Here is a 26,250-nt window from a genome sequence, read left to right as displayed (position 1 = left end):
TTTTAAAATATTTTGATACAATCCAAACATAAAAAGCAACTCTTTGGTTAAGGGTTGCTTTTTTTATACTAAAAATTATCTTTTTAAGTTAATAAGTGTACTTAGAAGTTCATCTGATGTTGTAATTGATTTTGCATTTGCTTCAAAAGCTCTTTGAAAAACCATCAAATTTACTAAACTCTCACTCAAATCAGCTTTACTAAGCTCTAAGGCTTGTCCTTTTACACCTGAAGTGTTATTGTTATTTGTACTAAATATTGCATTTCCTGACTCTTGAGTCGCTTTAAAGTTATTATTTCCAACTGCTTCAAGACCACGATTATTTGTAAATCTTGCAATTGCCAATTGACCAACTGCATACTCAACTCCACCATCTTTTATAGTTATAAGTCCTGTTTCATCTACTCTAAATGATCCAAACTTACTATCTGAAATATCTAATTTATCAAGTCTTAACTGTAAACTATCATGAGTTGAAGATTGATCTACTCTAGTAGTTATCTCCATAAACTCTGCCCCTGCTCCTTTTCTTCCAGAGTAATCAGGGTTTACTTCTATAAATTTCTTATCCAAAGGCCATTCAGGTACAGGTAAAGCTGCATATGTAATTGCTGGTGTATTTGTAAATTGAGTATATCCAGTTTCTCCAGCTTTTTCACTTACTCTAATAGTATCTGTACCAGATATACTAATTTTATATCTAGCAGATAAATTACTATTTTTATCCAATTCAGCTTGTAATTTACTAGCAATTTCACTAGCAGTTGCATTTTCGCTAGTAGTTATAGTTAATGGTATTCCATCTAGAGTTAAAGAAACCTCTGTTTTAGATTTATTTGCTCCTAAATTTAATTCAAAATCTATTCCTTGTGGATCTCCAACATCATATGGATACCAAATACCAGTAATTGGATCCATCGCTACTAAGTCATTAGTAAAAGAACCACTACCACTTACTGTTATTGGAGTTAAAAATTGTGTAGTATTTACAGGATCAAATGGTGCTTGTATTCTTACTTGATTAATACTAATAGTATCTGCTCCACCAGCAGTTACAGTAATCAAATTTGATAAAACAGTATCAGCACTTATTCTTGAAATAAGATTATCTCTTATATCAGTAATTCCTCCTGAATATGCTGGTGTTGGGACAACTGTTCCTGTATATGGTGGTGTTGTATAAGTTATAGTTCTTCCTGCAAAAGAGAATGAATATGTTGTATTCCATTGTTCAGTAGTAGTTATTTGAAAATCTCCTCTTGGTAAATCTGTTTTATATAATGGACCATTATTTACAGGAGTTGTATTTAAAGTATTTATTATATTTGAAGGCGTTGTAATAGCCAAATTACTCTCTAATTTTCTCTCTTTTAAAGAAGTTATTGTAAAGTTACCATTAGTATCCATTGCACCTAGTTCTAATTCAAATCCTACATTATTTGGATCAGTATTAAAATTATCTATTGCAGTTTGAAAATCTTGATAAATATTAGCCATACTTCCACTAACAGTATTTCCTACATTAAAAGGTATTGTTACAGTTTTTCCACTACCAGCATCAATAGTATATTGATAACTTGTATTATCTACTAAAGTATTTAAACTTACTGTTGGTGTTACAATTATCTTTGGATCAAACTCTATATCATAGTTTTTATCATTTGTTTCAATAACTAAATATTTATCATTTAAAACTTTTGCTGTTATATAATCACCCAATTGAACACCTGTTGTCGTTGTACTATTATTTATAGCTTGAGCTATTTGTTCTATTGTAGAACCTGCTGGAATTGTTATAGGCATTGCATTTGGTGGTGTATTTCCATCATTTGGTACTGGAATAATTTGCTCTAAATCTTTATCATATATATCAATAGTAAAAGTAAAGGCATTTCCAGGGACTCCAGCACTTCCATATAAATCCTGTGTTGTATATACACTTTGTTGTTTTCCACTAAGCAATTGAGAAAGAGCATCTCTTGCATTTTCAAGAGCTGCTTTTCCTGAACCTTCAATAGCTAATGCTGTTGATTGGAATGTTCCTCTTACTGTTGTTTTTGTACCACCTAATATCTCACTAACAGAAGTTATTTTGAACTCTTGTCCTGGAATTAAACTCTCAATTTGTATAACACCTTGAAGCATATCTGATATTTTTGTTGATTCATCATATTGTGCATTTATATCCAAAATATCTGATGTAGGATCTGTAGTATTTTTAGCCATATATGCTACAAGTCCACCATTTCCAGAATTTGATATTTTATCTGCTAAAGCTTTATATGTCTCTATTTTACCTGCAACTTTATCATAATAAGATATTGCAGTTTCTTGATCCAAACTAGGTAATGAATCTATAGTAGCAGGATCTACTAAATTGTGAAGAGTTCTCTCATCAGTACCTAAAGAATTCCAAATTTCTTGTCTATATGTTTCTGTTGTTTTTGTTAATACAAAAGGTTGATTATATACATTTCCATCTATAGTAACCTCTATAGAATCACCTTGTTTTCCTATAAGAGATGTTGGAGGAAGTCCTGTCCTAAAGTTTACTTGTGATATTTGTGAAGATGATCCTTTTGATAATGCTTCTGGATCTTCTTGATATTTTTGAAGCCATTTATTATAATTTTCCTGTGCTAAAGAAATATCTTTTAGTTTTGAAGCTTTTGATTTTTGCCCTGCTCCATTAAATACTGCAACAGCATCTGATTTTGCCGTTTCACTAAAATTTGTAGATTTTGCTGCAATAGTTTCTATATAATCTTTATGTCTTATAATAGTACTTCCTATATTTTTTATATAATCATCTGTAAATCTTGAGATATTGTGGTTTGTACTTTTTACATCATTTTTTGAGTCTATCTTACTCATAGCCCAACCTTGAACTTCATAGCCATCTGCTGTTTGAAGTGTTCCACTCTCTCCCATACGAAGATTTCCTGCTCTTGTATAAAAAGTTTCTGCTGTTCCTAGAGTATTTTTATTTTTAACTTTAAAAAATCCATCACCTTGCAGCATAACATCATAAGCAGCTCCTGTAATCTTCATAGAACCTTGTTCAAAAAGTTTCTCTGCATCTTGTACAAAAGAACCTTTACCAATACTATTTTGGTAAACTTGATCTGCAAAAGAAACTCTTCCTGATTTATATCCAACAGTATTAACATTTGCAATATTGTTTGATTCATTATCTAAAGCTGTTTGATGAGAAGCTAATCCTGATATTCCAGTCCATAATGCACCTATCATAATCTATCCTTTTAGTTTTTTATATATTTATAATCATTGCAAAATTGATTGGATGATAAAGCAAATTATATTTTATTAACAAGCAAATTTATTTTATTAATATACTTAGAAAAATAGGGTAAAAAATGGAAGTTTGGGAGAGATTAAACAACATTTTAAAAGAGCAAAAGCTTACAAAAAGAGAATTTTCACAAAAATTAAGAGATATAGAACCAAAGCTAAAGTCAACTGGTGAAATACCATCTGAAAATACAATTTACAGCTACTTATCTGGAAGAATAACTATTCCTATTGAACTAATACCTTATATAGCTGAAACATTAAATATTTCAGAACAAGAACTTTTTGATACTTCAAGTTATTCAAAAAAAAGATATATAAACTATCTTATAAAAAATATTCAAAAAACAGATTTTGAATATATCAAAAATTTGATTGATAAACCAAATACAGATATAAATATTCATTTGAAAGAGTTAAAAGATCTTTTAAACTATGCTCCAAATAGTTTTATAAAAAAGCTAATAGAAAGACTTAAAGAGTATAAAAAACTAGATAATTTAGATTTCTAGTACATAAAGAATTTTAATTTCTAATAGTGATTCTTTTATACTGATATAAAATTCCATCATCAAAAGCTACCCATTTTGCAGAAGGAAGATTTGCTTTTTTTAAAACTTTATTTGTCCAAGTATTACAAGTATGAAAAATACTATAACTTCCAATAGCTTCATAAAAAGAGTCATTTTCTCCATATTGTGAAGTTGTTTTTATATTTATTGGTTTATTATTTTCATATTGTAATGAGGCAATTATACTTTGAACTATTGATAAGTATTGTTCTCTTGAAATATTTATAGGATAAGTTAAATCATCTTTAATTATATCTTTATAATAAGTAATATGTAATGCTGCATTTCCAAGTCCTGTACCAGCAATAAGTGCTGTTGAAACTTTTAGTTCAGACCAAGTTGGTGTATCCAAATAAAAGCCTTTATCTCCCCAACCAATAGATATATATTCAAAATCTTTATTCTTACTTTTTGTATCTTCAAAAGGAAAAAATTCATTCCATTTAATTATATTGTTTTCTAGAGGTAATACTATATCTGTGTGCACACCGTTTGATTTTATGTAAATCATATAATCATTGCTAGTTAATTCATAATTTTGACTAATTCTTGATAAAAAGTATTCAGCTAAAATATAAAAAAATAAGAATAAAAATACTCCGAATAAGATATAAAATAGACTTTTTATTATTTTCTTCAATATAATCCAACTTTCTAATAACTTTTTTTATAATTTTATATTTTATTTATAAAAGTATGGTTAAAATTCGAAAATATTGAGAATAGTTAAATCTAAAACAATCTTATATCAAAAAACAACAATTAAAAGAATTATTTTATTAAAGAGGGGAAAATGAAAAGACTTTTTATTATAAGACATACAAAAAAAGATAGAGAAAGTTCAAATGAGTATGACTATGATATAGAACTTACAGAAGAGGGAAAACAAAAAGCTAAAGACATGGCAAAAGAACTAGCAAAATCTAATCCAAATATAGATTTAATAGTTTCAAGTCCAGCTATAAGGACTAGACAAACAGCTGAGATCTTTGCAAAAGAATTAAATTATGATAAAACTATTATGTTAAATGAGGTTTTATATATGGCATTTGTAAATGAGATGATTGAAACGATAACTTATACTTACGATACAGTAGATAGTATGATTTTAGTAGGACATAATCCATCTTTAACAGCCCTAGCTATAACTTTAGTAGGACTTAAAGAGAAGTTTGAGGAAGGTGCAATAATGCAAATAGATTTTGATTGCAATAGTTGGATAGATATAGATAAAACTAATGCAACAATGGTAAGCTATAAAAAATAGCTTACTTTATATTTTTATCCATTAAAGCTGTTGTTGCTAAATTTGTTAGCTCCATTAAAGTCTTTGAATCAAGTTGTCTATCTCCAATAACAAAAGAAAAGATCTCAATAAAATTATCTTTCCCCCAATTTCTTAATTCTTTTACACTTAAGAATTCATTTGTAGATAAAACTTCACCCTTTTTATTTTTAATAGTTACTTTTGCACTATCATTGTTTTCAAAGTTACCTTTTATACCATCATTATTTTTTATTTGATAAGTAATAACAGCATCTAAAATTTTACCAGTTACTAAACTTCCATCATCAACAACTTTTTTTGGGAAACCACTATCTTTTAAAAATTCATCCCATTTATCTGCAAATAGATTTGTAGATATTAAAAGCAATACTAAAATTAAAAACTTTTTCATACTATTTTCCTAAACAAAATTCACCAAACATTACATCTAACATCTCATCATTTTCATAAGGACGAGTTATAGAAGAAATCTCATATAATGCTTCTGTTATATAGTGAGCAAAAAACTCTAACTCTCCGCTATAAAGTGGATTCTTTGCTAAATTTATATTTCCTAAACAATTTTCTACACTTATAATTTGTCTTTTTGAAACTAAAGTTAATTCATCTTCTTGTGTATTTTCATCTAAGATTTTTTCAACTTTTTTTATAAGTAAATTAATATTGTCTTTTGTTGAAATCTCTATAAAATCACCTAATATATTTTTATCAAAATAATTATCTAAATCTGATTTATTTAAAACTTTTATAATATTTTTATCACTATTTTCATCTAAAAGATTTAATATTTTTTCATCTTCATTATCAATAATTTTACTATTATCAAATAAAGCAACTACAATATCAGCTTCATCTACTGCTTGAATAGATTTTTCTATTCCAATTTGTTCTATTATATCACTTGTATCTTCTCTAATACCAGCTGTATCAACTATTTTTATAATATGAGTTCCTATTTTGACACTTTCTTCAATAGTATCTCTTGTAGTTCCTGCAATATCACTAATTATTGCTCTATCATAGTTTAAAAGTTTATTTAAAAGGCTTGATTTACCAACATTTGGTTTTCCAATAATAGCAACTTTAAATCCAGTAATCATACCTTCTCTTCTACGACTAGCTTCCAAAGTATTTGTTAACTTAGAAGTAATATGTTCTATCTTTTGTTCTATTTTTTCAAAGATATCTGTAGGTAAATCCTCTTCTGCATAATCTATGCTAACTTCAGTATAAGCTAACATAAAGAGTAAATCTTCTCTTATATCTTCAACAAAATCTTTTAATTCACCCTTTAACTGTCTAGCTAAAAGTTTTACAGCATCACTACTTTTTGCTTCAATTATTTTAGATATAGCTTCAGCTTTACTCAAATCAATTTTATTATTTAAAAAGGCCCTTTTAGAAAATTCTCCAGCATTTGCCATTCTAGCACCAAAGTCTAAAACAGTGTCAATAACTAAATTTGCAATAGCAACTCCACCATGACATTGAAACTCAACAATATCTTCTCCTGTAAATGAAAAAGGTGCTTTAAAATATAAAATTAGAGCTTCATCTATTAGTTCGTTATTTGAATCATATAAATAGGATAGCGTTGCAAAACGAGGAGTTAAACTCTCTCTTTTTGAAATTTTTAAAGCTATTTCAAGAGCTTTTTCTCCTGAAACTCGCACTATTGAAATAGAACCAATTCCAGAAGCAGTAGCAATAGCTACAATAGTATCGTCAAAAGTAAAATTACTCATCTTTTTGTTTGTACTCATTCACAAGTACATATTTTTCACCTTTTATATTTGTCTTAACGGCAACATATTTATTAGGGAATTCTTCTCTTAATCTTTTTAGTGCAATATGTACTAAAATACCATCTAAAGGTTTTGTTTTAAAACTACCTTTATCTTTTATCAACTCAATCACAGGATTTAGATATATACCTATAGCTTCTTCTTGGTTTTTAAGAAATTCTGCAACTTCAAGTCTTAACATAAGTCCATATTTATCATTTATCCAATTAAATAAAATATATGATAAAGCCTTATATCTATATCCTTCTTTTCCTATTAATAAAGCAGAATCTTCACCTAAAAATTCTATGTATAAAGTTTCATCATCATAGAAAGATACTTTTATATCATCTAATTTAAAGCAAGTTCTATCAAATAAAAGATTTAACCCCTCTTTTACTTCTTTTAAAATATCTTCTCTAGATTTTTTTATAATAATCTTTGATATTTCATTTGAATTATTATCACAATAGAAATTATCAAAAATTTTCTCTTTTGATTCAACTTTTGGAACTTTTGAGATAATTTCTTCAGTTTTTACATCTTTTTCTTCTTCAAATATACTTTGATTAGAGTTCTCTATTCTTGAACTTACATCTTCAATTTTTATATTTTTATTTTTATAAGATTTTGTACCAAAACCATCTTGTTCTTTTTGTGTTTTACAATAAGCACAAATAATAGCTTTTTTCTTTCCAAAACCTAAAAATCCACTACTTGGTTGTTGAATTACTTCAATTACAAGTTCTGTAATTGAGCAATTAAACTCTAAAGTCGCTAATTCATAAACTTTTTCTAAACTTTCAGCTTCAAACTTTTTCATAAACTTTTCCTACTTAGTTAGCTTTTGCGACTCTTTTTCTCTCAAATATTCTATTCATAGTATATTGTTGAGCAATAGTAAATAAGTTATTTACAAACCAGTATAAAGTTAATCCTGCTGGGAACCATATAAAGAAGAATGTGAAAATAATCGGTAACATTTGGAATATTTTCTTTTGCAACTCATCTTGTACTGCTGTTGGTGTAATTTTTTGTTGGATAAACATTGTAAGACCCATCAAAATTGGTAAAACAAAGTATGGATCCATCTCAGCTAAATCATGTATCCATAAAATCCACTCTGCACCTTTTAACTCAATAGCATTAATTAAAACTCTATATATCGCAAAGAATACTGGAATTTGTAAAAGTAATGGTAAACAACCACCCATTGGATTAGCACCATGTTTTTTATAAAGTTCCATCATATGCATAGATTGTTTTTGTTTATCATCTTTGTATTTTTGTTGAATTTCTTTCATTTTTGGTGCTAATTCTTTAAGTTTTTGCATAGACACCATACCTTTATATGATAAAGGATATAAAACAAGTTTAACTAAAATTGTTAAGATAACGATTGTCCAACCCCAATTTCCAACATAACTTTGTATAAATTGAAGAAGAGTAAACATTGGTTTTGCAATAAATGTAAACCAACCATAATCAATTACATCAATCAATTCTTTATTTAAAGCTTCTAAATCTTTATAATTTTTTGGTCCCATAAATCCACTAAAATTTATACCACTATTTGCATGAATAAATGCTTGAGGATTATTGTTCTCATCTGGCATAAGTGTAATAGCTAAAGATTTTTGGAAGTTATAAATAACTGTTGCATAATATCTATCAAAGTTTGATATGAACTTAAGTCCAATTAAATCTTTATTATTTTTTAAACCTTTGTCTTCTGTTACTTCTAAAACATCATCACTTAATTTTGCCATAAATCCATGTACTGCATACATATCTGCAATTACATCTGGTCTAAAGCCATTTGTGATAAAAAACTGTTCATTATTTGTAGAACTCACTTCTAAATCATAGTGCCCATCTGGATAGAAAATAAACTTTTTAGTTAAAACTGTATTACTTAAAGTTTGTGTTAAAGTTAATTCTTGTTTTTGTGATGTTGCATCAAGATTTGATGAACTTGCTATCATATCTACTTTAAAAGCTTCATTATTTACATTTCTATTACTAAATCTAACTTCTAATGGTTTTAATTGATTAGATTTAAAAAGCTTTATTTGATTTCCATGGTCATCTTTATACTTTTCTTCCATTAAAGTTACTTGTGCAACTCTTCCTAAATTATCTATTTCAATAATATTTTTTGCTGTTTTTATCGTAGTGATGATATTTTTACTTGTTTGATCTTCAACTACTGGAGCATTTGCACTATTTACTTGATTTGTTTCAATATTTGTGCTAACTACTTCGGGGGCTGCATTTTGTTCTTTTTCTTGCTCAATTTTAGCTTGAGCCATACGCTCTTCTTTTTGTGGTTTTAAAACCAAAAACTCATATGCTATAAAAAATACAAAAACTAATACTGTCATTAAAATCAGTCGCTTTTGCATACCATTACCTTGATTATAATTACTCATTCTATTTATTCCACTCCCTGTTTTTTACTACTAAATACTTTCCATTATTTAATGGAATATACCAATATATTATTTTTATTTTTTTATAATTGATATTTTTATTTGCTCTCAACTTATTTATAACGGGATAATCAAATCCACCATCAAAAAGTTGGTTGCACTTTAAAATGCGTAATATTGTAAAATAAAATGCCTTAAAAAACCCATTATTGTCAAGTTGCCATAATGCATATTGTGAACAAGTTGGATAATATCTACACGAACCAAAAGATATTACAGATAAATATTTTTGATAAAATCTTATTAAGTACTTAAAAAAAGTTCTCATTTAAGCAATTCTAATCTTCTTATAGCAAAATCAAAATCTTTTTTTAGTTCTAAAAAACTTCTATTTTTTATTGATGCTTTTGCAACGAAGATATAATTACCATTTTTTATTTTATTATCAAAAGTCAAAAGTATAGCTCGCATTCTTCTTCTTGCAAGGTTTCGCTCAACAGCATTTCCTATTTTTTTTGAAGCAACAAAAGCTATTTTTATTGTAGGTTGTAAATCAAAAAAAGCGACAAAGCTAGCAGTATGCCAACTTTTGCCGCTCTTATATAGTTTTGAAAAATCTTTTTGAGTATTTAATCTATACTCTTTGCTTAAACAGCTAATCTTTTTCTACCTTTAGCTCTTCTAGCATTAATTACTCTTCTACCATTTTTAGTAGCCATTCTTACTCTGAACCCGTGAGTTCTTTTTCTAGGAGTATTATGTGGTTGATATGTTCTTTTCATCTTAGTCTTTCCTCAAAATTGCGAAATAAGTTGTGGATTATAGGTAAATTTTACTTAAATTATCTTTAGATTTAAGATATTTTTACAACAACTTCATCATCTTTTATATCAAACTCTACTTTACTTCCTTCAGAAATATTATCTTCTAAAATTAAATCTGCAAGTTTATCTTCAACAATTTCATAAATTGCTCTTTTTAATGGTCTTGCTCCATAAACTGGATCAAAGCCTATTTTAGCAATATATTCTTTTGCTTTTGGTGTTAAAGATATAGTTATATCTTTCTCTTTAACTTTCTCTTTTATATTATTAAATAATATATCAACAATATTTGTAATAGCATTTAAATTTAATTGTTCAAAAATTACAATATCATCAAGTCGATTTAGAAATTCTGGTCTAAAATATGCTTTTAATTCATCTAAAACTGCTTTTCTTCTCTCTTCTTTATCACTAATTTCTATAATTCTTGCACTTCCAATGTTTGAAGTTAAGATAATAATTGTATTTTTAAAATCAACTGTTACACCTTTATTATCTGTTAATCTTCCATCATCAAGTACTTGTAAAAGTATATTAAATACATCTGGATGTGCTTTTTCAACCTCATCAAATAAAATTACACTATATGGTTTTCTTCTCACTGCTTCTGTTAATTGCCCACCTTCTTCATATCCAATGTAACCTGGAGCTGCTCCAACAAGTCTTGAAACTGCATGTTTTTCCATATATTCACTCATATCAAATCTTATAAGAGATTTGGGATCATCAAATAAAAACTTAGCTAAAGTTTTTGCACTTTCAGTTTTACCAACTCCGGTTGGTCCTAAAAATAAAAAACTCCCAATTGGCCTTGAAGTTTCACTAAGCCCTGCCTTATTTCTTTTAATTGCTCTGCTAATTGCTTTGATAGCTTCATCTTGTCCAATAACATCTTGTTTTAAAACTTCTTCAACTTTTAAAACTTTCTGTTTTTCACTATCCATCATTTTATTTACTGGAATTCCTGTCCATCTTGAAACTATACTTGCAATTGATTCTTCATCAACACTATTTCTCAAAAGTGTTCCTTCTTTTTGCATTCTATCCCATTTTTCAGCATTTTCTTTAATTTTTGTTTCCAATGCTGGGATTTCTCCATACTCTATTTTTGCTGCTTCTTCAAATTTTGATTCACGTTTAGCTATATTTGCTTTTGTTTTTAACTCTTCAATTTTTGCTTTTAGTTCACTTGTAGCATTAAATGTATGTTTTTCATTTTCAAATCTAGCTTCAAGACTTTGTTTTTCTTCATTTTTATTAGCTAACTCTTTTTCTATTTCAACAACTCTTTCTTCATTTTTCTTATTTTTTTCCATTTTAAGAGCTTCTTTTTCAACATTTAAAGTTTGAATCTCTCTTTTAATTATTGAAAGGGCTGTTGGTTCACTCTCTATTTGCATTTTAAGTTCTGCTGCTGCTTCATCAATCAAATCTATTGCTTTATCAGGTAAAAATCTATCAGTTATATATCTATTTGATAGTTTTGCAGCTGCAACTAATGCACTATCATTTATAATAACATTGTGGTGCGCTTCAAGTCTTTCTTTTATACCTCTTAAAATTTGTAAAGCTTCATTTACTGTTGGTTCATCAACTTTAACTGGTTGAAATCTTCTTTGCATTGCAGCATCTTTTTCAAAATATTTTCTATACTCTTTTAAAGTCGTTGCACCAATAGTATGAAGTTCACCACGAGCCAAACTTGGTTTTAAAATATTTGCAGCATCCATACTTCCTTCACTTGCACCTGCTCCAATGATTGTATGAATTTCATCAATGAAAAGTATTATATTTCCAGCTTTTTTTACCTCATCAATAACTGATTTTAATCTATCTTCAAATTCACCTCGATATTTTGCTCCAGCAATTAAAGCACTCATATCAAGAGCTATTACTCTTTTATTTAGTAAACTTGTAGGAACATCTTTATTTACTATTTTTTGAGCAAGTCCTTCAGCAATTGCAGTTTTTCCAGTTCCTGGTTCTCCCAAAAGTATTGGATTGTTTTTTGTTTTTCTTATCAAAATTTGCATCATTCTAGTAATTTGTTCATCTCTTCCAATAACTGGGTCAAGTTCACCATCAATAGCTTTTTTATTTAAGTCAATTCCATATTTACTTAAAGCTTCTAAATTATCATCTCCACTTTGGCTATCTATTTGTTTTCCAGCACGCATAGATTCAAGTTCTTTTTTTGCCTCTTTTAAGTCTATATATTTACCTAAAATATCTTTTAAAATTTTATTATCAAAGTTTGCAATTAACCAAGTATCAATTGCTATAAATTTATCTCCATTACTTGCCATTTGTCCTTGAGCTTTTTGGAAACTTTCATAAAGTTCTCTTGAAAGTTTTATATTCTCTTTTGTTACACTACTAACAGTTGGTAGTTTTTCAGCATTTGATTTTGCTTCAAGTTCAATCGCTGTCTTATTAACATTCATTTTATTTAATAATTGATTTAATACTGAATTTGTATTTGTTAGTAAAGCCCAAAGTAGATGTACTACTTGTACTTCTTGATTTTTATTATGTAAAGCTAAAGCAACACTTGAATCTATTGTTTCAGCTAGTTGATTTGTCATTTTTTCAAATATATTCTCATTCATTTAGCACTCCTTATATTTAACTGCTAATAAAATTATATTACTTTAGTCTATCTTTGTCAAGTTTTAGGCCTATAATTTTAAAGATTTTTAAATTATATAACTTTTGATATAAATGTTATAATAAAAATATTTAAAAAGGGTATATTATGTTGTGTGGGATAGATGAAGCTGGAAGAGGTCCACTTGCAGGTCCTTTAGTAGTCGCTGGAGTTATACTAAAAGAAGAAATTATTGGATTAGATGATTCTAAAGTTTTAAGTGAAAAAAAAAGAGAAAAACTTTTTGATGAAATTTTAGAAAAATCAAAATATCATATAGTATTTAAAAGTGCAAATGAAATAGATGAGTTTGGTATAAGTTTTTGTTTAAAAAATTCTATTTTAGAAATAATGGAAAATTTAAAAGAATTTACAAACTCTTTTTTAATGGATGGAAATACAAATTTTGGGATACAAAACTTAGCAAAAGAGATAAAAGCAGATGCAAAATATCCTAGCGTTAGTGCAGCTTCAATCTTAGCTAAAGTTAGCCGTGATAGATTTATGGATAGTATATCATCATCTTATCCAAACTATAATTTTTCAAAACATAAAGGATATGGAACAAAATCACATATAGAAGCTATAAAAAGGTTTGGAAGAAGTGATATTCATAGATTTAGTTTTAAGCTCAAATCTTTAGGTGAAGTTGAAGTAGGAATTCAAAAGACTTTATTTTAAATATTAATTTATATCTTATAGTTGTATATTACTTCTACCAAAAGAGTAGCTGATGTACAAAGCAAAAGGATATATGTAAATATTCTAAATGTTTTTTGATTAAACCACTTAAAAATAATTTGTCCTATAAATAAACCAATAAATACAATAGGTATAGCATAAAAACTATATTGCCAAATAATTTTATTCGTTCCTATAAATATTATTTGACTTATTAAACTAATAAAATATATAAAAAGGTAAAAAGCCAATATAGTTGCTCTTAAACTCTCTTTTTTTGTATTAATTCCTGTAAAATATAGTAATAATGGTGGTCCTGGCATACCAATACTTGAAGTTAAGCTCCCTGAAATCCCACCTGCTATAAAATCTCTAATTAGAGTTGATTTTATCCTAAAATTTAAAATTAACAATATAGTTAAAAATAAAATAATAAGTCCTATCAAAACTTTCAAAATATTTGTGTCCATAGAAATAAAAAATAAAATACCAAGTGGTACTCCAAATATACTCCCTATTATTAATCTTTTTAATAATATAAAATCTATATCTTGTCTAATTTTTGATATTAAGGCTATAGATATCAATAAAGATAAAATTATATTTATTTGTATAGCCTCATTTGGTAAAAAAATCATAAGTAAAAAAGGAGTTGCCATAATAGAAAAACCAAAACCTGTACTTGTTTGAAGAATAGAAGCTATTAATATAATAGTGATGAAAATAAAGCTAATTTCCAAAAATTCCCTTTTTATATAATTTTAATTTCTTATTTCATACTTTCTATCGTACAATAAACCTTCTTTTTTCATTTTTTCTCTATCCATTGAATTAATCTTTATAGAATTAAATATTTCAGATATATCTTGATTAAATTGATTTTGGATATTTTTTAAAATTTGTTCTTTTGTTTTATCTTTATTTTTAAATATACTACTTTCAGGATTATAGCTGTATGAATACGATAAATGTAAGAAGTGTTCATATGAATTATCAATTAGTTCAAAACTATAAAAACTACAATAAGTTTCAAACAATTTAATAGTTTTTGTATTTTTACCAGAAGTAGTATGATATATATCATCAAATTCATTCCACTCTAATGTCCTACATTTAATTCCATCAATATAATCTACAAAAGCTCTATTGTATCTTTTTCCATAGCGTTTAGTATATTCTATAATATTATTATTTTCATTAATTTCTTTTTCAAAACTATCAAGATTTTCTTTATTGAAATATTTATTAGAATCAAAAAGATATGTTTCTGATGAATGTTTGATATGTACCATCTCTTTCATCTGATCTGGAATATCTCGAATCAAAACAATCCTATCTAAATGATCAATAACTTTTCCAGTAAATGGTATGCTAATATTATTTGGAGCACTTACAGATACAACTTGCCTTTTACTAGAAATCTTTATATTATCAAGCATGTTTGTAGTTGATAAATATCCTTCTTCTTTGACTAAACAACCAATAAATAAAAAGCTTATTAAAATTAATACTACTAAATTTTTCATTTTTTATACCTATTTACTAATTTTATAAATATTATAATAAATTTATTTTACTCATATCGTAAAGCTTCAATAGGATTTAATCTTGCAGCCTTTCTTGCGGGGAAATATCCAAAAACAACTCCTATTAAAGTAGAAAAAATAAATGATATTAAAATAATTTGATGATTTATAATATAAGGTAATTGCATAAAACTTACAACTCCATATCCAATACCAAGTCCTAAAACAATACCAATGATTCCACCCCAAGTTGACAATACTATTGCTTCAACTAAAAATTGCATTAAAACTTCATTTTCCATAGCTCCAATAGCAAGTCTAGTTCCTATTTCTCTTGTTCGTTCAGTTACAGAAACAAGCATAATATTCATAATACCAATTCCACCAACAAGTAAAGAAATAGCAGCAATAGACCCCAACAAATATGTAAGCATAGTTGTAGTTGATGTCATAGTTTCTAAAATATCTTTCATATCTCTAATGTGAAAATTATCTGGTTCACCAACTTTTATTGCTCTACGCTCTTGCATCAAAGCTATAATATCCGTTTTTGCATCTTCAATATATTGTTCTTGTGTTATAGAAATTATTACAGATGATACATCTTTTTTACCTAATATTTTTCTTTGAAACATACTTACAGGAACAACCACTATCTCATCTTGATCATTTCCAAAAGCAGCTGCCCCTTTGGATTGTAAAACTCCTATTACATTACAAGTAATATTTTTTAATCTTATATTTGCTCCTATTGGATTCTCTTCTCCAAAAAGTTGTTTTACAATAGTTGTTCCTATAATGCAAGATGATTTTCCACTAGCAATTTCACTATCATCAAAAGTCCTTCCATCTTGTAAAGCCCAATCTTTTACTATAAAGTAATCATTATCTGTTCCTATAACACTTGAAGCATGACTTTTATTTCCATATACGATATTCATCCTTGATGAACCTTCAGAAGTAGCTGCTTTTATGTTTGCAATTTCACTTTTTATAGCAACAATATCTTCATTTGTAAAAGGTTTTGAACTATTATCTTCTCTTGGAATACCTCTTCTTTCTTGCCCCACTCGCAAAGTTAACATATTACTTCCAAGTTTTGTAATACTATCTCGTACATTTTGAGTTGTTCCATCACCTATCATAACCATAGCTATAACAGAAGCAACACCTATTACTATTCCAAGAATTGTAAGAACAGATCTTAAAATATTTCTTTTTATCTCTTTAATAGCTATTAAAAAAGCATTTACTAACATTATTTAAATCCTTTCTTTAAACTATCTTCAATATGTCCATCTCTAAAATAAATTACCCTATCTGCATAAGCAGCCATATCTTCTTCATGAGTTACCATTATTATAGTAATTTTTGACTCTTGATTTAATTTTTTTAATAAATTCATAATTTCAATACTTTTAATACTATCAAGATTCCCTGTTGGTTCATCTGCTAATAATACCAAAGGATTTGTAACTATTGCTCTTGCTATTGCAACACGTTGTTGCTGTCCACCACTAAGTTCAGCTGGAGTATTTTTTATAACACTTCCAAGCCCTACTTTATTTAAAGCTTCTATAGCTAAAACTTCTCTCTCTTTTGCTGGAACTTTTCTATATATCAAAGGAAGTTCAACATTTTCTAAAGCAGAAGTTCTTCCTAAAAGATTAAATCCTTGAAAAACAAAACCTAAATAATTTCTTCTTAAAAGTGCCATTTGATTTCTATTTAGTTTTTCTACATTTATTCCATTAAACAAATATTCTCCACTTGTTGGTTTATCTAAACATCCAATCATATTCATAGAAGTTGATTTTCCACTTCCACTTGCTCCCATAATAGCAACAAATTCACCTTCATAAATTTTTAAATCAACACCATTTAGGGCATGAGTAATATTTTGTCCACTTCCATAACTTTTAACAATATTTTTAAATTCAATTATTGTTTTTTTATCTTGCATTTTCACTCTTTTGTGAAATAATTACTAGATCACCAATATTTAAATCTTTAGATTCAATAGCTGAAGATTTTCCATCTGTATCCAAAATTTTAACCATAACTCTTTTAGGTTGACCATTCTCTAATATATATATTGAAGCTAAATTTTGTTTACTCAAATCCTTTGTAACAGGACCTGGTCTATTTGGCATATTTGGTCCAGCAAGTTTTACAGGTCCACTACTAGCTTGTTCTTGTGCTCTTGGTTTAAATCGCAATGCACTATTTGGAACTAAAATATTATCTTTACTATCTTTTGTAACAATTTTAGCAGTTGCTGTCATACCTGGTTTTAATACTAAATCTTCATTATTTACTTCAACTACTGTTTCATAAGTTACAACACCATTTGAATCTATAGGATTTAATCTTACTTGTTTTATCTTTCCTAAAAATGTTCTATTTGGATAAGCATCAACAGTAAATGTAACTGGTAAGCCTTTTTTAATATCAGCAACATCAGCTTCATCAATACTTACAATTAAATCCATACTTTTTAAATCTTTTGCTAAAGTAAAAAGTTTTGGAGCAGACATAGTTGCAGCTAAAGTTTGTCCTACCTCAACTTCTCTATTTAAAACAATTCCATCTATAGAAGATTTTACAGAAGCTTTTTCAAGATTTTGTTTATCGGTTTTTACATTTGATTCTGATTGTAGAACTTTTGCTTTTGTTGCTTCAAGAGAAGCTAAAGCTGCTTCATAAGAAAATTTTGAATCATCAAGTTCATTCTTTGATGGATATTTTCCATTTGATTCATTATACATTTTTAAAGTTCTCTCATATAAAATCTTTTTATTTTTTACATTAACTTCACTCTCTTTTAAATTTGCTTTTGCAATTGCTAAAGCTGCTATTGAACTATCAACTTGTGATTGTAATTTTACAGTATCAAGTTTTGCTAAAATCTGTCCAACTGTTACTTCATCATTATAATCAACAAAAATTTCTTTTATTGTTCCAGAAACTTCTATACCTATTTCAACACTATTTGTAGGATTTAAATTTCCTGTAGCACTAACAATAACTGACAAATCTCCTCTTTCAACAGCTTTTGTTACATATTCAATTTTCAATGCTTTATTTGCTGAGTTAAATATGAAGAAATACACCATAATAACAGCTAAAACTATTGCTGTACTTATCCAAATATATAGCTTTTTTGAACTTTTTGTTTTATAGCTATTTAACTCATTTATTAAATTTTCATTACTCATCTTTTATTAACCTTTTATCTTAAAGTATAGTTTTGCATATTGAAGTTTGATATTTATATCATTGATTACCATATCATACTCATTTATCAGTTTTGTATTTTTTAGAATATCCAAATCATATTCAGAAGTCATTCCTGCATCATTTGAAATTTGATTTGCTGATATTAAATCATCATATAATCTAATATTTTCTTCTATTGTTTTAATATGTTTTTCATATGTATCAATTTGATTTAAAGTTTGTTCATAATCAAAAGCTACTTCATTTTTCAAATCATTTACCTGTATTTTTTGTTTTAGATAATCTATTTTTGCTTCTTGTATTTTATTTGACCTATTATAATCAAAAAGTGGCATAGACAAAGTCAAACTTGCAGTTGATTGTGCATCATCTTTATTTGTATTTCTTGCCATTTTGTTAAATTCACTATCACTAGAACTATAACTTGCATTAGAAGTAAGAGAAACTTTTGGAAGATAATTTGTTTTTACTTTTTTATAATTTGTATTCATCATATCAATTTTTGAATCTTCTTGCAATATATCTATATTATTGTTAATAAAATCATCTTTTGATACTACATAAAAATCAATTATTTCTATTTCATCAGATTTCAAATCAGTATATTTAGATAACTCATACTCTTTTTCTTTTAAAGTATTTTCTAAACTAATATTTTCTTTAAATTGATTGTTTTTTGACATAACAGCATTATTTAATTCAATAATATCAGTTTTTCCTGCTTCATACTGTATTTTTTTTATTATCAATTCTATATCTTTATTTTCTAATCTATACTTACTTTGTGCAATTTGTAATTTTAATTTTTTGATATCCAATAAAGTAGTATAAATAGTTTGTAACAATTGTTGATTTTGATTTTGCCAAGATAATAAATCATATTTTAACTTGTCTTTTGCATATTGAATTGTAAGCATTATTCCACCAGATTCAAATACTGATTGTGTAAAACCTATTCTTGCCGTTTTACCATATCTTCCATCATCTGATTTATCTTTATCAAAAGAGTGATTTCTATTTACACTTGAACTTATATCAATAGTTCCTATCCAATCATTTTTTAAAGTTTCATAGCTTGTTTCTATTGATTGTTTTTCAAGTTCCCTTAACTCTTTTTTATCTTTTTGTAGAATCTCTAAATTATTTGTATCTGCAATTGCAATACTACAAATGATTGAGAATAAAAGTACTTTACGCAATTTTTTCATCCTTAAATTTTTATGTGGAATTATATGTTCTAAATTTTAACGGTATTTTAACAAAATTTTAATCCATTCTTGCATCTTGATAATTATCATTAATACAAAATTAAAGTTTTTTGATTATAATTACAAAAATTTTTAGTTTAAGGAAAAAAATTATGATGGAAGATATTGAAACGCTAAAGCATTTAGTTGACTATGGGGTTATTGTTCTACTTGTTATTATGAGTTTTGTTGCTGTTTTCTTTTTTATAGAAAGAGTGTTATTTTATAAAAAAATAAACGTAAAAGATTACAAAAATAAAAAGTCTTTAGATGTAGCTTTAACAAAACATTTAACTATTATTGGAACTATTGCATCAAATGCTCCTTATATTGGACTTCTTGGAACTGTTTTAGCCATTATGCTTACATTTATGACAATGGGGAATGGAGATATTGATGCTGCTAAAATTATGGAAAGTTTAGCTTTAGCACTTAAAGCAACTGCTGTTGGACTTGTTGTTGCTATCATTTCTATGGTTATGTATAATATTCTAGGAAGATCAGCAGAAGTTTTGGAGAGCGATTATGAAGCTACAGAAATATGATTCAATAAATGTAATACCGTTTATTGACGTTTTACTTGTACTTTTAGCAATTGTTTTATTAACTTCAACATTTATTACAAAAGGAATAATACCTGTTGCATTACCAAATTCTAGTAGTTCAGAGCAACTTAAACCAGATAAAGAAATAGTAATAGTTATAAATGAAAATGGTGAATTATTTTTAGAAGAAACTCCTCTTGTATTAGAAGAATTAGAAAAATCTATTTTACAAAAATCAATAGAAACTCCAGTTCATATACATACAGATAAAAATACAAAATTTGAATCATTTGTAAATGTACTTGATATGTTAAAAAAGAATTCTTATTCAAATGTTTCAATAGTAACAAAGAAGTAACTAATGAATAGATACCAAAGTTCATTCCTAATTACAAGTACGATATATGCAATAGTAGGATTTTTTGCTTTCTTTGTTTTTGCGAATGCTTTAATTATCCCAGACAAGGCAGCTGAGGAAATTACAACAATATCTTTATCAACAGTAGAAGTGGCTCAAGTACAACCTGAGCCAACTCCTCCAGAGCCTGAACCAGAGCCAGAGCCTGAACCAATTATTGAAAAACCAACACCAATAAAAAAACCAGAAAAGCCTAAAAAACCAAAAAAAGAACATATACAAGAAAAACCTATTGAAAAAGTTGTAGAAAATGTTGTGGCACCACAACCAACTCAAACAGCTCCAGTAGAAGAAGCTCCTGTAAAAAATGTAAACCCTGCACAAGTACATAATTTAGAAAGTGCTTATTTAGCAAAAGTTAAAGCAAAAGTAGAAAAGAATAAAGTCTACCCAAGAGTTGCAAAAAGATTAAATCAAACGGGAAAAGTTGAAGTTAATTTTGATGTAATGAAAAAAGGTAATGTAAAAAATGTAAAAATAGTTAAAAAATCTAAATTTGATAAATTAGATGAAGCAACATTAGAATTACTAATTAAAATTGCTACATTTGAACCAATTCCAGATGAGTTAAATAGAGAAGTTTGGAATATAACTATTCCTGTAGATTATCAAATTCAATAATATTTTTTAATAATACAAAAGAGTGTAGTTTTAAACTACCCTCTTTTTACTAAATCTTGTACAAATTTAACTGCCAATCTAACTCCCGTTCCACTAGCTCCATACGGATTATATCCCCAAGCTTTTTCAACAAATGCTGGTCCAGCTATATCAAAATGAATCCACTTATCTTTATTTTCTTCATAGATAAAATTATCTAAGAACATTCCAGCAGTTATTGCTCCACCATATCTAGTAGTTGAAATATTACAAACATCTGCTATTTCAGATTTAATACATTTTTTTAAATATCTATTAAAATCTAATTTTGTTGCATATTCACCAGAACTTTGGCAAGACTCTAAAGCTTGTTGTTTTAAACTTTCATTATTTCCCATAATCCCAGTTGTATATTCTCCAAGTCCTACTACACAAGCACCTGTTAATGTAGCAAAATCTAAAATATAATCAATATTTTTTATTTCATCTTGTGCATAACAAAGACAATCTGCAAGTACTAATCTTCCTTCAGCATCTGTATTTCGAACCTCTATCGTTTTACCATTTTTTGCTCTTAAAATATCATCTGGTTTATAAGCATTTCCACCTATCATATTTTCAACTGCACCAATAATAGCATGTACTTCAATAGGAAGTTTTAATTCAGCAATTACTTTTATACTATTTAATACAGCAACAGCCCCTGATTTATCAGCTTTCATTGTAACCATAAAATCACTTGGTTTTAAAGATAATCCACCACTATCATAAGTAAGTCCTTTTCCAACTAAAACTACTTTTTTAAGAGATTTTTTTGGTTTATATTTTAAGTGAATTAAATGTGACTCGTGAATAGAAGCTCTTCCTACGCTATGCATTGCCATCATTTTATTTTTTTCAAGATATTTTTCTCCAAAAACTTCACACTCTAATTCTAAATCTTTTGCTATTTTTTGAGCTTCTTTTACAAATATTTCTGGATAGAAATCTGCTGGAGAAGTATTTACCATATCTCTTGCTACATTCACTGCTTTTGATATAGTTGTTGACTCTTTTAATATAGTATTTAATAAAGGTTTTTTATCTTCAACAATAAAAGATAATTCTTGTTTTTTACTGTCTTTTTCACTTTTATAAGTTTCAAAACTATAACTTCCTAAAATAGCACCTTCAACCAAAGCTTTAAAATTTTCTTCAAGTTCATTAGTTAATACAATTTTTGCATTCTTAAATTTTGTAGTTTTAAATTTTTTAACTGCTGTTGCTATAGCAATAGCTAAAGAATCATAATTATACTCTTCAAAACCAACATAAATTTTTTTACTTTCAACCAAAATAGCAGATATCTCATCTTTTACTTTAAAATCAAGTTGTTCTAAACTCTCTTTATCCTTAATACTAGAAATTTCTTCTAGACTATTTAGAAATACTATCTCTAAATCAAAATCTTTATTTTTACTAAGTTCTAAAATATTAATCTTCATTCATTACCCTTTTTTCAATTTTCTTTGTTGCTTTATTAAAGTAGTATACTATCCCTCCACCAACTATTATAGCTAATGGAATTGCTAAATACCAATGTTGTTTAGCCCAATGAAGTACAACCATTATTTGTTCTCCAAAATACCAAACAGGAAGTATTGTAATTGCTGCCCAACACCAAGCGGATATTAGATTTATAATTGCAAATTTTCTTGCATCATATCTTGTAAGACCAATAGATATTGGAATAATTGTTCTCATTCCATACATATATCTTTGAGTGAATATAATTGGCCATCCATGCTTTTTTAATAATAAATGAGCAAAAGCAAACTTTCTTCTTTGTCCTCTTAATCTTTTTAAAACACCAACTTTATTAAATCTTCCAATGTAAAAATACACTTGATCTCCAGCAAATCCACCAAGTCCAGCTATAAAAATAGCAAAAACAACATTCATAACTCCATCATGGCTTAAAAGACCTGCCATGATAAGCCCCATTTCACCTTCTAGCATACTCCAAACAAAAAGTATTACATATCCATACTGCTTTAATAAATATATAAATTTTTCTTCTAGTCCTTCAACTGGGGCATTGTATAAATTGTATGCAAGAAAAGATAAAAATATTATCAATCCTATTGCAAAAATTTTTCCTGTATATGGTTGAATTTTTCTAAATAGTTCTTTCATCTTAATCCTTAATCAAAGTTTAGTAGGCTTTTTGCTTGTATCATATCTTTATCTCCCCGTCCTGATAAACATACAATTACACTTTTTCCTTTTAATTTATCTTGAGCTTTTTTTAAATATGCAATAGCATGAGATGATTCAAAAGCTGGTATTATTCCCTCTTTTTGACTCAACCATACAAAAGCATCAAGTGCTTCTTTATCTGTTATATTGTCATACGTAACATTATTATTATCTCTATGAAAAGAGTGTTCAGGTCCAATACCTGGATAATCAAGTCCTGCACTAATTGAATGTGCTTCTAAAACTTGTCCATCTTCATCTTGTAATAAATAAGAACATTGTCCATGAAGTATTCCAGGATTTCCTTTTTCTAAAGAACAACCATGCTTATTTGTATCTAGTCCTAATCCTCCAGCTTCAATTCCAATACAATTAACATTTTTATCCTCTAAAAAATGAGAAAATATACCAATAGCATTTGAACCACCACCAATACAGGCAATTACAAAATCAGGTAATTTTTGTTCTTTTTCTAAAATTTGTTTTCTTGCTTCATATCCAATAATTGCTTGAAAATCTCTAACCATCATAGGATAAGGATGTGGACCAGCAACAGTTCCAATTATATAAAAAGTATCTCTTGCATTAGTAACCCAATATCTTATAGCATCGTTCATAGCATCTTTTAGAGTTTTACTTCCACTTTCAACTGATACAACTTTAGCTCCTAGAAGTTTCATTCTAAATACATTCAATTCTTGTCTTTGAACATCTTTTGTACCCATAAAAACTGTACATTCTAAACCTAAAAGTGCAGCAATAGTAGCTGTTGCAACTCCATGTTGCCCTGCACCAGTTTCTGCTATTACTTTTGTTTTCCCCATTCTTTTAGCTAATAAACCTTGAGCAATAACATTATTTACTTTATGAGCACCAGTATGATTTAAATCTTCCCTTTTTAAATATACCTTTGCTCCGAGTTCTTCACTAATATTTTTAGCAAAATATAATGGATTTTCTCTTCCTACATAATCTTTTAATAAAGCATTAACTTCTGCCCAAAAATCTTTATCAAATCTATATTTAAAATAAGAAGTTTCTAGCTCTTTTAAAATTGGCATCAGTGTTTCTGGTACATATTGACCACCAAAAATCCCACCAAATTCTCCTCTTTCATTTGGATCAAATATACTTTTTTTTGGAATATAATCATTCATATAAATTTTCCTTAAATCTCTAAAACTGAATAAACTGGTACAATTTTACTTAATTTATCTTTACCATCTAAAACTGTAAAATTTAATAAAAAGCAACTCTCTACTAAATTAGCATTTAATTTTTTTATCAAACTTGCACTTGCTTTTGCTGTCCCACCACTTACTATTAAATCATCTAATAATAAAACTCTTGCATTTTCTTTATTGTTAAATGCATCTAAATGTATTTCTACTTCATCAAAACCATATTCTAATTCATATTTCTCACAAACAGTTGTACTAGGAAGTTTTCCTTTTTTTCTAACAGGAACAAAACCTATTTTAAGCCTAGTTGCTAAAGCAGCTGCAAAAATGAATCCTCTTGATTCTATTCCTGCTATAAAATCTAAATTATATAATTTATATCTTTCTTCTAAGTGATTCATCAAGAGTTCAAAAGCATCTTTGTTATTTAATAAAGTTGTAATATCTTTAAATATAATTCCTGGTTTTGGAAAATCATTTACATCTCTTATACTATTTAATAAAAAATTTTTATCCAATTCACTTAACACAACATCTTGCCCCAAACTCTATCCTTTGTATAATTATTAAAATTGGTTTATTTTAACCAAATAATTATTATGTTTTTATGATAATTTTTAAGAATAAAGCAAATATAATCCTATATTTCATATAAAGAGTTACTATGAAACTTATTCTTATTCTTATATTTTCATTATATTCTTTTGCAATAGATTTACAAAAAGCAACTATATATGATGAAAGAAAACACAATATTAACAGCTACTACATGAGTGAAAAATTAGATGGAATAAGAGCCTATTGGAGTGGAGAAGAGTTACAAACCAAGAATGGAAATAAAATTTTTGCACCAAAATGGTTTATAAAAGATTTTCCACCTTTTGAATTAGATGGAGAACTTTTTACTAAGCAAAATGATTTTGAAAATATTCAAAGTATAGTTTTAAGCCAAAAAGAACCAATTGAATGGGAAAATATAAGTTATAATATTTTTGAAGTACCAAATCAAAATGGTGATTTTCAAACAAGACTTAACTTTTTAAAAAATTGGCTAGATAAAAATCCAAATAAATTTATTAAAATAATTCCACAAATAAAAGTAAATAATATTGAAGAATTAAATGATTTTCTAAATAAAGTTTTAACGAATGATGGAGAAGGTGTAATATTAAAAAACTATACATTAGATTATTTCACAGGAAAAAGTGATAATGTATTGAAAGTAAAAAAGTTTTTTGATGATGAGGCAGAAGTAATTTCACATAATTTAAATAAAAATGGCTCTTTTAAAAGCTTAAAAGTTAGACTAAAAAATGGTGTTGAGTTCAATTTAGGTAATGGATTTAAAAATAGTGATAGATTAAATCCACCTAAAGTTGGAAGTATTATAACTTTTAAATATTTTGATTTAACAAAAAATGGTAAACCAAAGTTCGCTTCTTTTTTAAGAATTAGGCAAGTAGAGTAATTATTCAGCTGTTGCATTATGAATTGATTTTTTAACTCCTTGATAAGCTTCACTTGTTGTATCTTTTGTAGTTTCCCATGCTGTTTTACTATCTTCTTTTACACCTTTCCAAGTAGCACAACCTTGAAGTAAAATTATAAATATAACTAATAACACACTTTTAAACATATCTTATCCTTATATTCTCATGAAATATTTTAACTATATTTATACCAAAATTTCTATCAAATTATATTAAATAAATTTA

28 protein-coding genes are annotated in these 26,250 nt (G+C 27.2%); 7 read left to right on the top strand and 21 right to left on the bottom strand.

From position 1 onward, the window contains the following. Positions 1–75 precede the first annotated feature (75 nt). A complete protein-coding gene (locus tag ALANTH_RS03530) occupies positions 76–3,252 on the bottom strand; it encodes a flagellar hook-basal body complex protein (RefSeq protein ID WP_081801309.1) in 3,177 nt (1,058 codons plus the stop codon). Positions 3,253–3,377: 125 nt separating this feature from the next. Here ALANTH_RS03530 and ALANTH_RS03525 point away from each other — a divergent pair, with 125 nt between their 5' ends. Continuing rightward, positions 3,378–3,824: a helix-turn-helix domain-containing protein gene (locus tag ALANTH_RS03525; RefSeq protein ID WP_026803476.1), complete on the top strand. Its 447-nt coding sequence runs from the start codon at positions 3,378–3,380 to the stop codon at positions 3,822–3,824. Between the two features lie 13 nt (positions 3,825–3,837). Here ALANTH_RS03525 and ALANTH_RS03520 read toward each other — a convergent pair whose 3' ends face one another. After that, on the bottom strand, positions 3,838–4,524 hold the full coding sequence (locus ALANTH_RS03520) for a TIGR02117 family protein (RefSeq protein ID WP_228131103.1): 687 nt from the start codon (positions 4,522–4,524) through the stop codon (positions 3,838–3,840). Positions 4,525–4,677: 153 nt separating this feature from the next. Between ALANTH_RS03520 and ALANTH_RS03515 the strand changes: the two genes are divergently transcribed. Continuing rightward, on the top strand, positions 4,678–5,151 hold the full coding sequence (locus tag ALANTH_RS03515; protein ID WP_026807511.1) for a SixA phosphatase family protein: 474 nt from the start codon (positions 4,678–4,680) through the stop codon (positions 5,149–5,151). A 1-nt stretch (position 5,152) separates the two neighbouring features. Here the strand turns inward: ALANTH_RS03515 and ALANTH_RS03510 are convergent, their stop codons facing one another. From ALANTH_RS03510 to ALANTH_RS03475, 8 genes are all read right to left on the bottom strand, one after another. Further along, entirely contained in the window at positions 5,153–5,563 is a 411-nt protein-coding gene (locus ALANTH_RS03510; RefSeq protein ID WP_026807510.1) for a hypothetical protein, read from the bottom strand. A 1-nt stretch (position 5,564) separates the two neighbouring features. Then, positions 5,565–6,935, bottom strand: coding sequence for a tRNA uridine-5-carboxymethylaminomethyl(34) synthesis GTPase MnmE (mnmE, locus tag ALANTH_RS03505; protein WP_371317624.1), 1,371 nt, complete (start codon positions 6,933–6,935; stop codon positions 5,565–5,567). Then, complete coding sequence (locus tag ALANTH_RS03500; protein ID WP_026807509.1) at positions 6,910–7,779, bottom strand: Jag N-terminal domain-containing protein; 870 nt, start codon at positions 7,777–7,779, stop codon at positions 6,910–6,912. Before ALANTH_RS03500 ends, mnmE begins: the two co-directional genes overlap by 26 nt. Positions 7,780–7,792: 13 nt before the next feature. Next, positions 7,793–9,388 (bottom strand): membrane protein insertase YidC, encoded by a 1,596-nt coding sequence (gene yidC / locus ALANTH_RS03495; RefSeq protein ID WP_026803470.1) that lies wholly within the window; start codon positions 9,386–9,388, stop codon positions 7,793–7,795. A 1-nt stretch (position 9,389) separates the two neighbouring features. Beyond that, positions 9,390–9,716 carry a membrane protein insertion efficiency factor YidD gene (gene yidD, locus ALANTH_RS03490; RefSeq protein ID WP_026803469.1) on the bottom strand — a complete coding sequence of 109 codons (327 nt, stop codon included), beginning with the start codon at positions 9,714–9,716 and terminating at the stop codon, positions 9,390–9,392. Next, a complete protein-coding gene (gene rnpA / locus ALANTH_RS03485; protein WP_026803468.1) occupies positions 9,713–10,048 on the bottom strand; it encodes a ribonuclease P protein component in 336 nt (111 codons plus the stop codon). The genes yidD and rnpA overlap by 4 nt, the downstream gene beginning before the upstream one ends. Further along, entirely contained in the window at positions 10,036–10,170 is a 135-nt protein-coding gene (gene rpmH, locus ALANTH_RS03480) for a 50S ribosomal protein L34 (RefSeq protein ID WP_004509857.1), read from the bottom strand. The genes rnpA and rpmH overlap by 13 nt, the downstream gene beginning before the upstream one ends. A 71-nt stretch (positions 10,171–10,241) precedes the next feature. Beyond that, positions 10,242–12,821 carry an ATP-dependent Clp protease ATP-binding subunit gene (locus ALANTH_RS03475; protein ID WP_026807508.1) on the bottom strand — a complete coding sequence of 860 codons (2,580 nt, stop codon included), beginning with the start codon at positions 12,819–12,821 and terminating at the stop codon, positions 10,242–10,244. Positions 12,822–12,967: 146 nt separating this feature from the next. On the opposite strand from ALANTH_RS03475, the gene ALANTH_RS03470 reads away from it, so the two are divergent. Then, positions 12,968–13,540, top strand: a complete 573-nt coding sequence (locus tag ALANTH_RS03470; RefSeq protein ID WP_026807507.1) for a ribonuclease HII — start codon at positions 12,968–12,970, stop codon at positions 13,538–13,540. Between the two features lie 8 nt (positions 13,541–13,548). Here the strand turns inward: ALANTH_RS03470 and ALANTH_RS03465 are convergent, their stop codons facing one another. From ALANTH_RS03465 to ALANTH_RS03440, 6 genes are read right to left on the bottom strand one after another with little or no spacing between them, the layout of a single operon-like run. Further along, on the bottom strand, positions 13,549–14,280 hold the full coding sequence (locus tag ALANTH_RS03465; protein ID WP_026807506.1) for a sulfite exporter TauE/SafE family protein: 732 nt from the start codon (positions 14,278–14,280) through the stop codon (positions 13,549–13,551). Positions 14,281–14,301: 21 nt separating this feature from the next. Next, positions 14,302–15,066, bottom strand: a complete 765-nt coding sequence (locus tag ALANTH_RS03460) for a hypothetical protein (protein ID WP_026807505.1) — start codon at positions 15,064–15,066, stop codon at positions 14,302–14,304. Between the two features lie 47 nt (positions 15,067–15,113). Further along, on the bottom strand, positions 15,114–16,325 hold the full coding sequence (locus ALANTH_RS03455; RefSeq protein ID WP_026803459.1) for an ABC transporter permease: 1,212 nt from the start codon (positions 16,323–16,325) through the stop codon (positions 15,114–15,116). Further along, positions 16,325–17,029 (bottom strand): ABC transporter ATP-binding protein, encoded by a 705-nt coding sequence (locus tag ALANTH_RS03450; RefSeq protein WP_026807504.1) that lies wholly within the window; start codon positions 17,027–17,029, stop codon positions 16,325–16,327. The genes ALANTH_RS03455 and ALANTH_RS03450 overlap by 1 nt, the downstream gene beginning before the upstream one ends. Next, positions 17,019–18,284: an efflux RND transporter periplasmic adaptor subunit gene (locus ALANTH_RS03445; protein ID WP_026803457.1), complete on the bottom strand. Its 1,266-nt coding sequence runs from the start codon at positions 18,282–18,284 to the stop codon at positions 17,019–17,021. The genes ALANTH_RS03450 and ALANTH_RS03445 overlap by 11 nt, the downstream gene beginning before the upstream one ends. A 6-nt stretch (positions 18,285–18,290) precedes the next feature. After that, positions 18,291–19,514, bottom strand: a complete 1,224-nt coding sequence (locus ALANTH_RS03440; RefSeq protein WP_228133182.1) for a TolC family protein — start codon at positions 19,512–19,514, stop codon at positions 18,291–18,293. A gap of 155 nt (positions 19,515–19,669) precedes the next feature. Between ALANTH_RS03440 and exbB the strand changes: the two genes are divergently transcribed. From exbB to ALANTH_RS03425, 3 genes are read left to right on the top strand one after another with little or no spacing between them, the layout of a single operon-like run. Continuing rightward, a complete protein-coding gene (gene exbB / locus ALANTH_RS03435) occupies positions 19,670–20,098 on the top strand; it encodes a TonB-system energizer ExbB (RefSeq protein ID WP_026803455.1) in 429 nt (142 codons plus the stop codon). After that, positions 20,079–20,456 (top strand): TonB system transport protein ExbD, encoded by a 378-nt coding sequence (gene exbD, locus ALANTH_RS03430; RefSeq protein ID WP_026803454.1) that lies wholly within the window; start codon positions 20,079–20,081, stop codon positions 20,454–20,456. Before exbB ends, exbD begins: the two co-directional genes overlap by 20 nt. Before the next feature lie 3 nt (positions 20,457–20,459). Beyond that, on the top strand, positions 20,460–21,137 hold the full coding sequence (locus ALANTH_RS03425) for an energy transducer TonB (RefSeq protein ID WP_026803453.1): 678 nt from the start codon (positions 20,460–20,462) through the stop codon (positions 21,135–21,137). A gap of 35 nt (positions 21,138–21,172) precedes the next feature. Here ALANTH_RS03425 and ALANTH_RS03420 read toward each other — a convergent pair whose 3' ends face one another. From ALANTH_RS03420 to ALANTH_RS03405, 4 genes are read right to left on the bottom strand one after another with little or no spacing between them, the layout of a single operon-like run. Continuing rightward, entirely contained in the window at positions 21,173–22,600 is a 1,428-nt protein-coding gene (locus tag ALANTH_RS03420) for a leucyl aminopeptidase (protein WP_026807502.1), read from the bottom strand. Further along, on the bottom strand, positions 22,590–23,291 hold the full coding sequence (locus tag ALANTH_RS03415; protein WP_026807501.1) for a DedA family protein: 702 nt from the start codon (positions 23,289–23,291) through the stop codon (positions 22,590–22,592). The genes ALANTH_RS03420 and ALANTH_RS03415 overlap by 11 nt, the downstream gene beginning before the upstream one ends. An 8-nt stretch (positions 23,292–23,299) precedes the next feature. Beyond that, positions 23,300–24,511, bottom strand: coding sequence for a tryptophan synthase subunit beta (trpB, locus tag ALANTH_RS03410; RefSeq protein ID WP_026807500.1), 1,212 nt, complete (start codon positions 24,509–24,511; stop codon positions 23,300–23,302). 11 nt (positions 24,512–24,522) lie between these two features. Continuing rightward, complete coding sequence (locus tag ALANTH_RS03405) at positions 24,523–25,080, bottom strand: adenine phosphoribosyltransferase (protein ID WP_026803449.1); 558 nt, start codon at positions 25,078–25,080, stop codon at positions 24,523–24,525. Positions 25,081–25,199: 119 nt separating this feature from the next. Here ALANTH_RS03405 and ALANTH_RS03400 point away from each other — a divergent pair, with 119 nt between their 5' ends. Further along, on the top strand, positions 25,200–26,003 hold the full coding sequence (locus ALANTH_RS03400; protein WP_026807499.1) for a DNA ligase: 804 nt from the start codon (positions 25,200–25,202) through the stop codon (positions 26,001–26,003). Here the strand turns inward: ALANTH_RS03400 and ALANTH_RS03395 are convergent, their stop codons facing one another. Next, on the bottom strand, positions 26,004–26,171 hold the full coding sequence (locus tag ALANTH_RS03395; RefSeq protein ID WP_162830425.1) for a hypothetical protein: 168 nt from the start codon (positions 26,169–26,171) through the stop codon (positions 26,004–26,006). Between the last annotated feature and the right edge of the window lie 79 nt (positions 26,172–26,250).

Source organism: Aliarcobacter lanthieri, from assembly GCF_013201625.1.
GTDB lineage: Bacteria > Campylobacterota > Campylobacteria > Campylobacterales > Arcobacteraceae > Aliarcobacter > Aliarcobacter lanthieri.
Note: the sequence above shows the minus strand (reverse complement) of the source record. Positions and strands in the feature narration are given on the sequence as shown.

Bases quoted from the DNA above. Each gene is read 5' to 3' on its own strand.
- trpB (WP_026807500.1), bottom strand. From the start codon at position 24,511: ATGAATGATTATATTCCAAAAAAAAGTATATTTGATCCAAATGAAAGA.
- ALANTH_RS03470 (WP_026807507.1), top strand. From the start codon at position 12,968: ATGTTGTGTGGGATAGATGAAGCTGGAAGAGGTCCACTTGCAGGTCCT.
- ALANTH_RS03530 (WP_081801309.1), bottom strand. From the start codon at position 3,252: ATGATAGGTGCATTATGGACTGGAATATCAGGATTAGCTTCTCATCAA.
- ALANTH_RS03420 (WP_026807502.1), bottom strand. From the start codon at position 22,600: ATGAAGATTAATATTTTAGAACTTAGTAAAAATAAAGATTTTGATTTA.
- ALANTH_RS03515 (WP_026807511.1), top strand. From the start codon at position 4,678: ATGAAAAGACTTTTTATTATAAGACATACAAAAAAAGATAGAGAAAGT.
- ALANTH_RS03425 (WP_026803453.1), top strand. From the start codon at position 20,460: ATGAATAGATACCAAAGTTCATTCCTAATTACAAGTACGATATATGCA.
- yidD (WP_026803469.1), bottom strand. From the start codon at position 9,716: ATGAGAACTTTTTTTAAGTACTTAATAAGATTTTATCAAAAATATTTA.
- ALANTH_RS03395 (WP_162830425.1), bottom strand. From the start codon at position 26,171: ATGTTTAAAAGTGTGTTATTAGTTATATTTATAATTTTACTTCAAGGT.
- ALANTH_RS03455 (WP_026803459.1), bottom strand. From the start codon at position 16,325: ATGTTAGTAAATGCTTTTTTAATAGCTATTAAAGAGATAAAAAGAAAT.
- ALANTH_RS03525 (WP_026803476.1), top strand. From the start codon at position 3,378: ATGGAAGTTTGGGAGAGATTAAACAACATTTTAAAAGAGCAAAAGCTT.
- ALANTH_RS03500 (WP_026807509.1), bottom strand. From the start codon at position 7,779: ATGAAAAAGTTTGAAGCTGAAAGTTTAGAAAAAGTTTATGAATTAGCG.
- ALANTH_RS03460 (WP_026807505.1), bottom strand. From the start codon at position 15,066: ATGAAAAATTTAGTAGTATTAATTTTAATAAGCTTTTTATTTATTGGT.
- exbD (WP_026803454.1), top strand. From the start codon at position 20,079: ATGAAGCTACAGAAATATGATTCAATAAATGTAATACCGTTTATTGAC.
- ALANTH_RS03440 (WP_228133182.1), bottom strand. From the start codon at position 19,514: ATGAAAAAATTGCGTAAAGTACTTTTATTCTCAATCATTTGTAGTATT.
- ALANTH_RS03400 (WP_026807499.1), top strand. From the start codon at position 25,200: ATGAAACTTATTCTTATTCTTATATTTTCATTATATTCTTTTGCAATA.
- ALANTH_RS03415 (WP_026807501.1), bottom strand. From the start codon at position 23,291: ATGAAAGAACTATTTAGAAAAATTCAACCATATACAGGAAAAATTTTT.
- ALANTH_RS03475 (WP_026807508.1), bottom strand. From the start codon at position 12,821: ATGAATGAGAATATATTTGAAAAAATGACAAATCAACTAGCTGAAACA.
- ALANTH_RS03445 (WP_026803457.1), bottom strand. From the start codon at position 18,284: ATGAGTAATGAAAATTTAATAAATGAGTTAAATAGCTATAAAACAAAA.
- ALANTH_RS03450 (WP_026807504.1), bottom strand. From the start codon at position 17,029: ATGCAAGATAAAAAAACAATAATTGAATTTAAAAATATTGTTAAAAGT.
- yidC (WP_026803470.1), bottom strand. From the start codon at position 9,388: ATGAGTAATTATAATCAAGGTAATGGTATGCAAAAGCGACTGATTTTA.
- rpmH (WP_004509857.1), bottom strand. From the start codon at position 10,170: ATGAAAAGAACATATCAACCACATAATACTCCTAGAAAAAGAACTCAC.
- ALANTH_RS03510 (WP_026807510.1), bottom strand. From the start codon at position 5,563: ATGAAAAAGTTTTTAATTTTAGTATTGCTTTTAATATCTACAAATCTA.
- mnmE (WP_371317624.1), bottom strand. From the start codon at position 6,935: ATGAGTACAAACAAAAAGATGAGTAATTTTACTTTTGACGATACTATT.
- exbB (WP_026803455.1), top strand. From the start codon at position 19,670: ATGGAAGATATTGAAACGCTAAAGCATTTAGTTGACTATGGGGTTATT.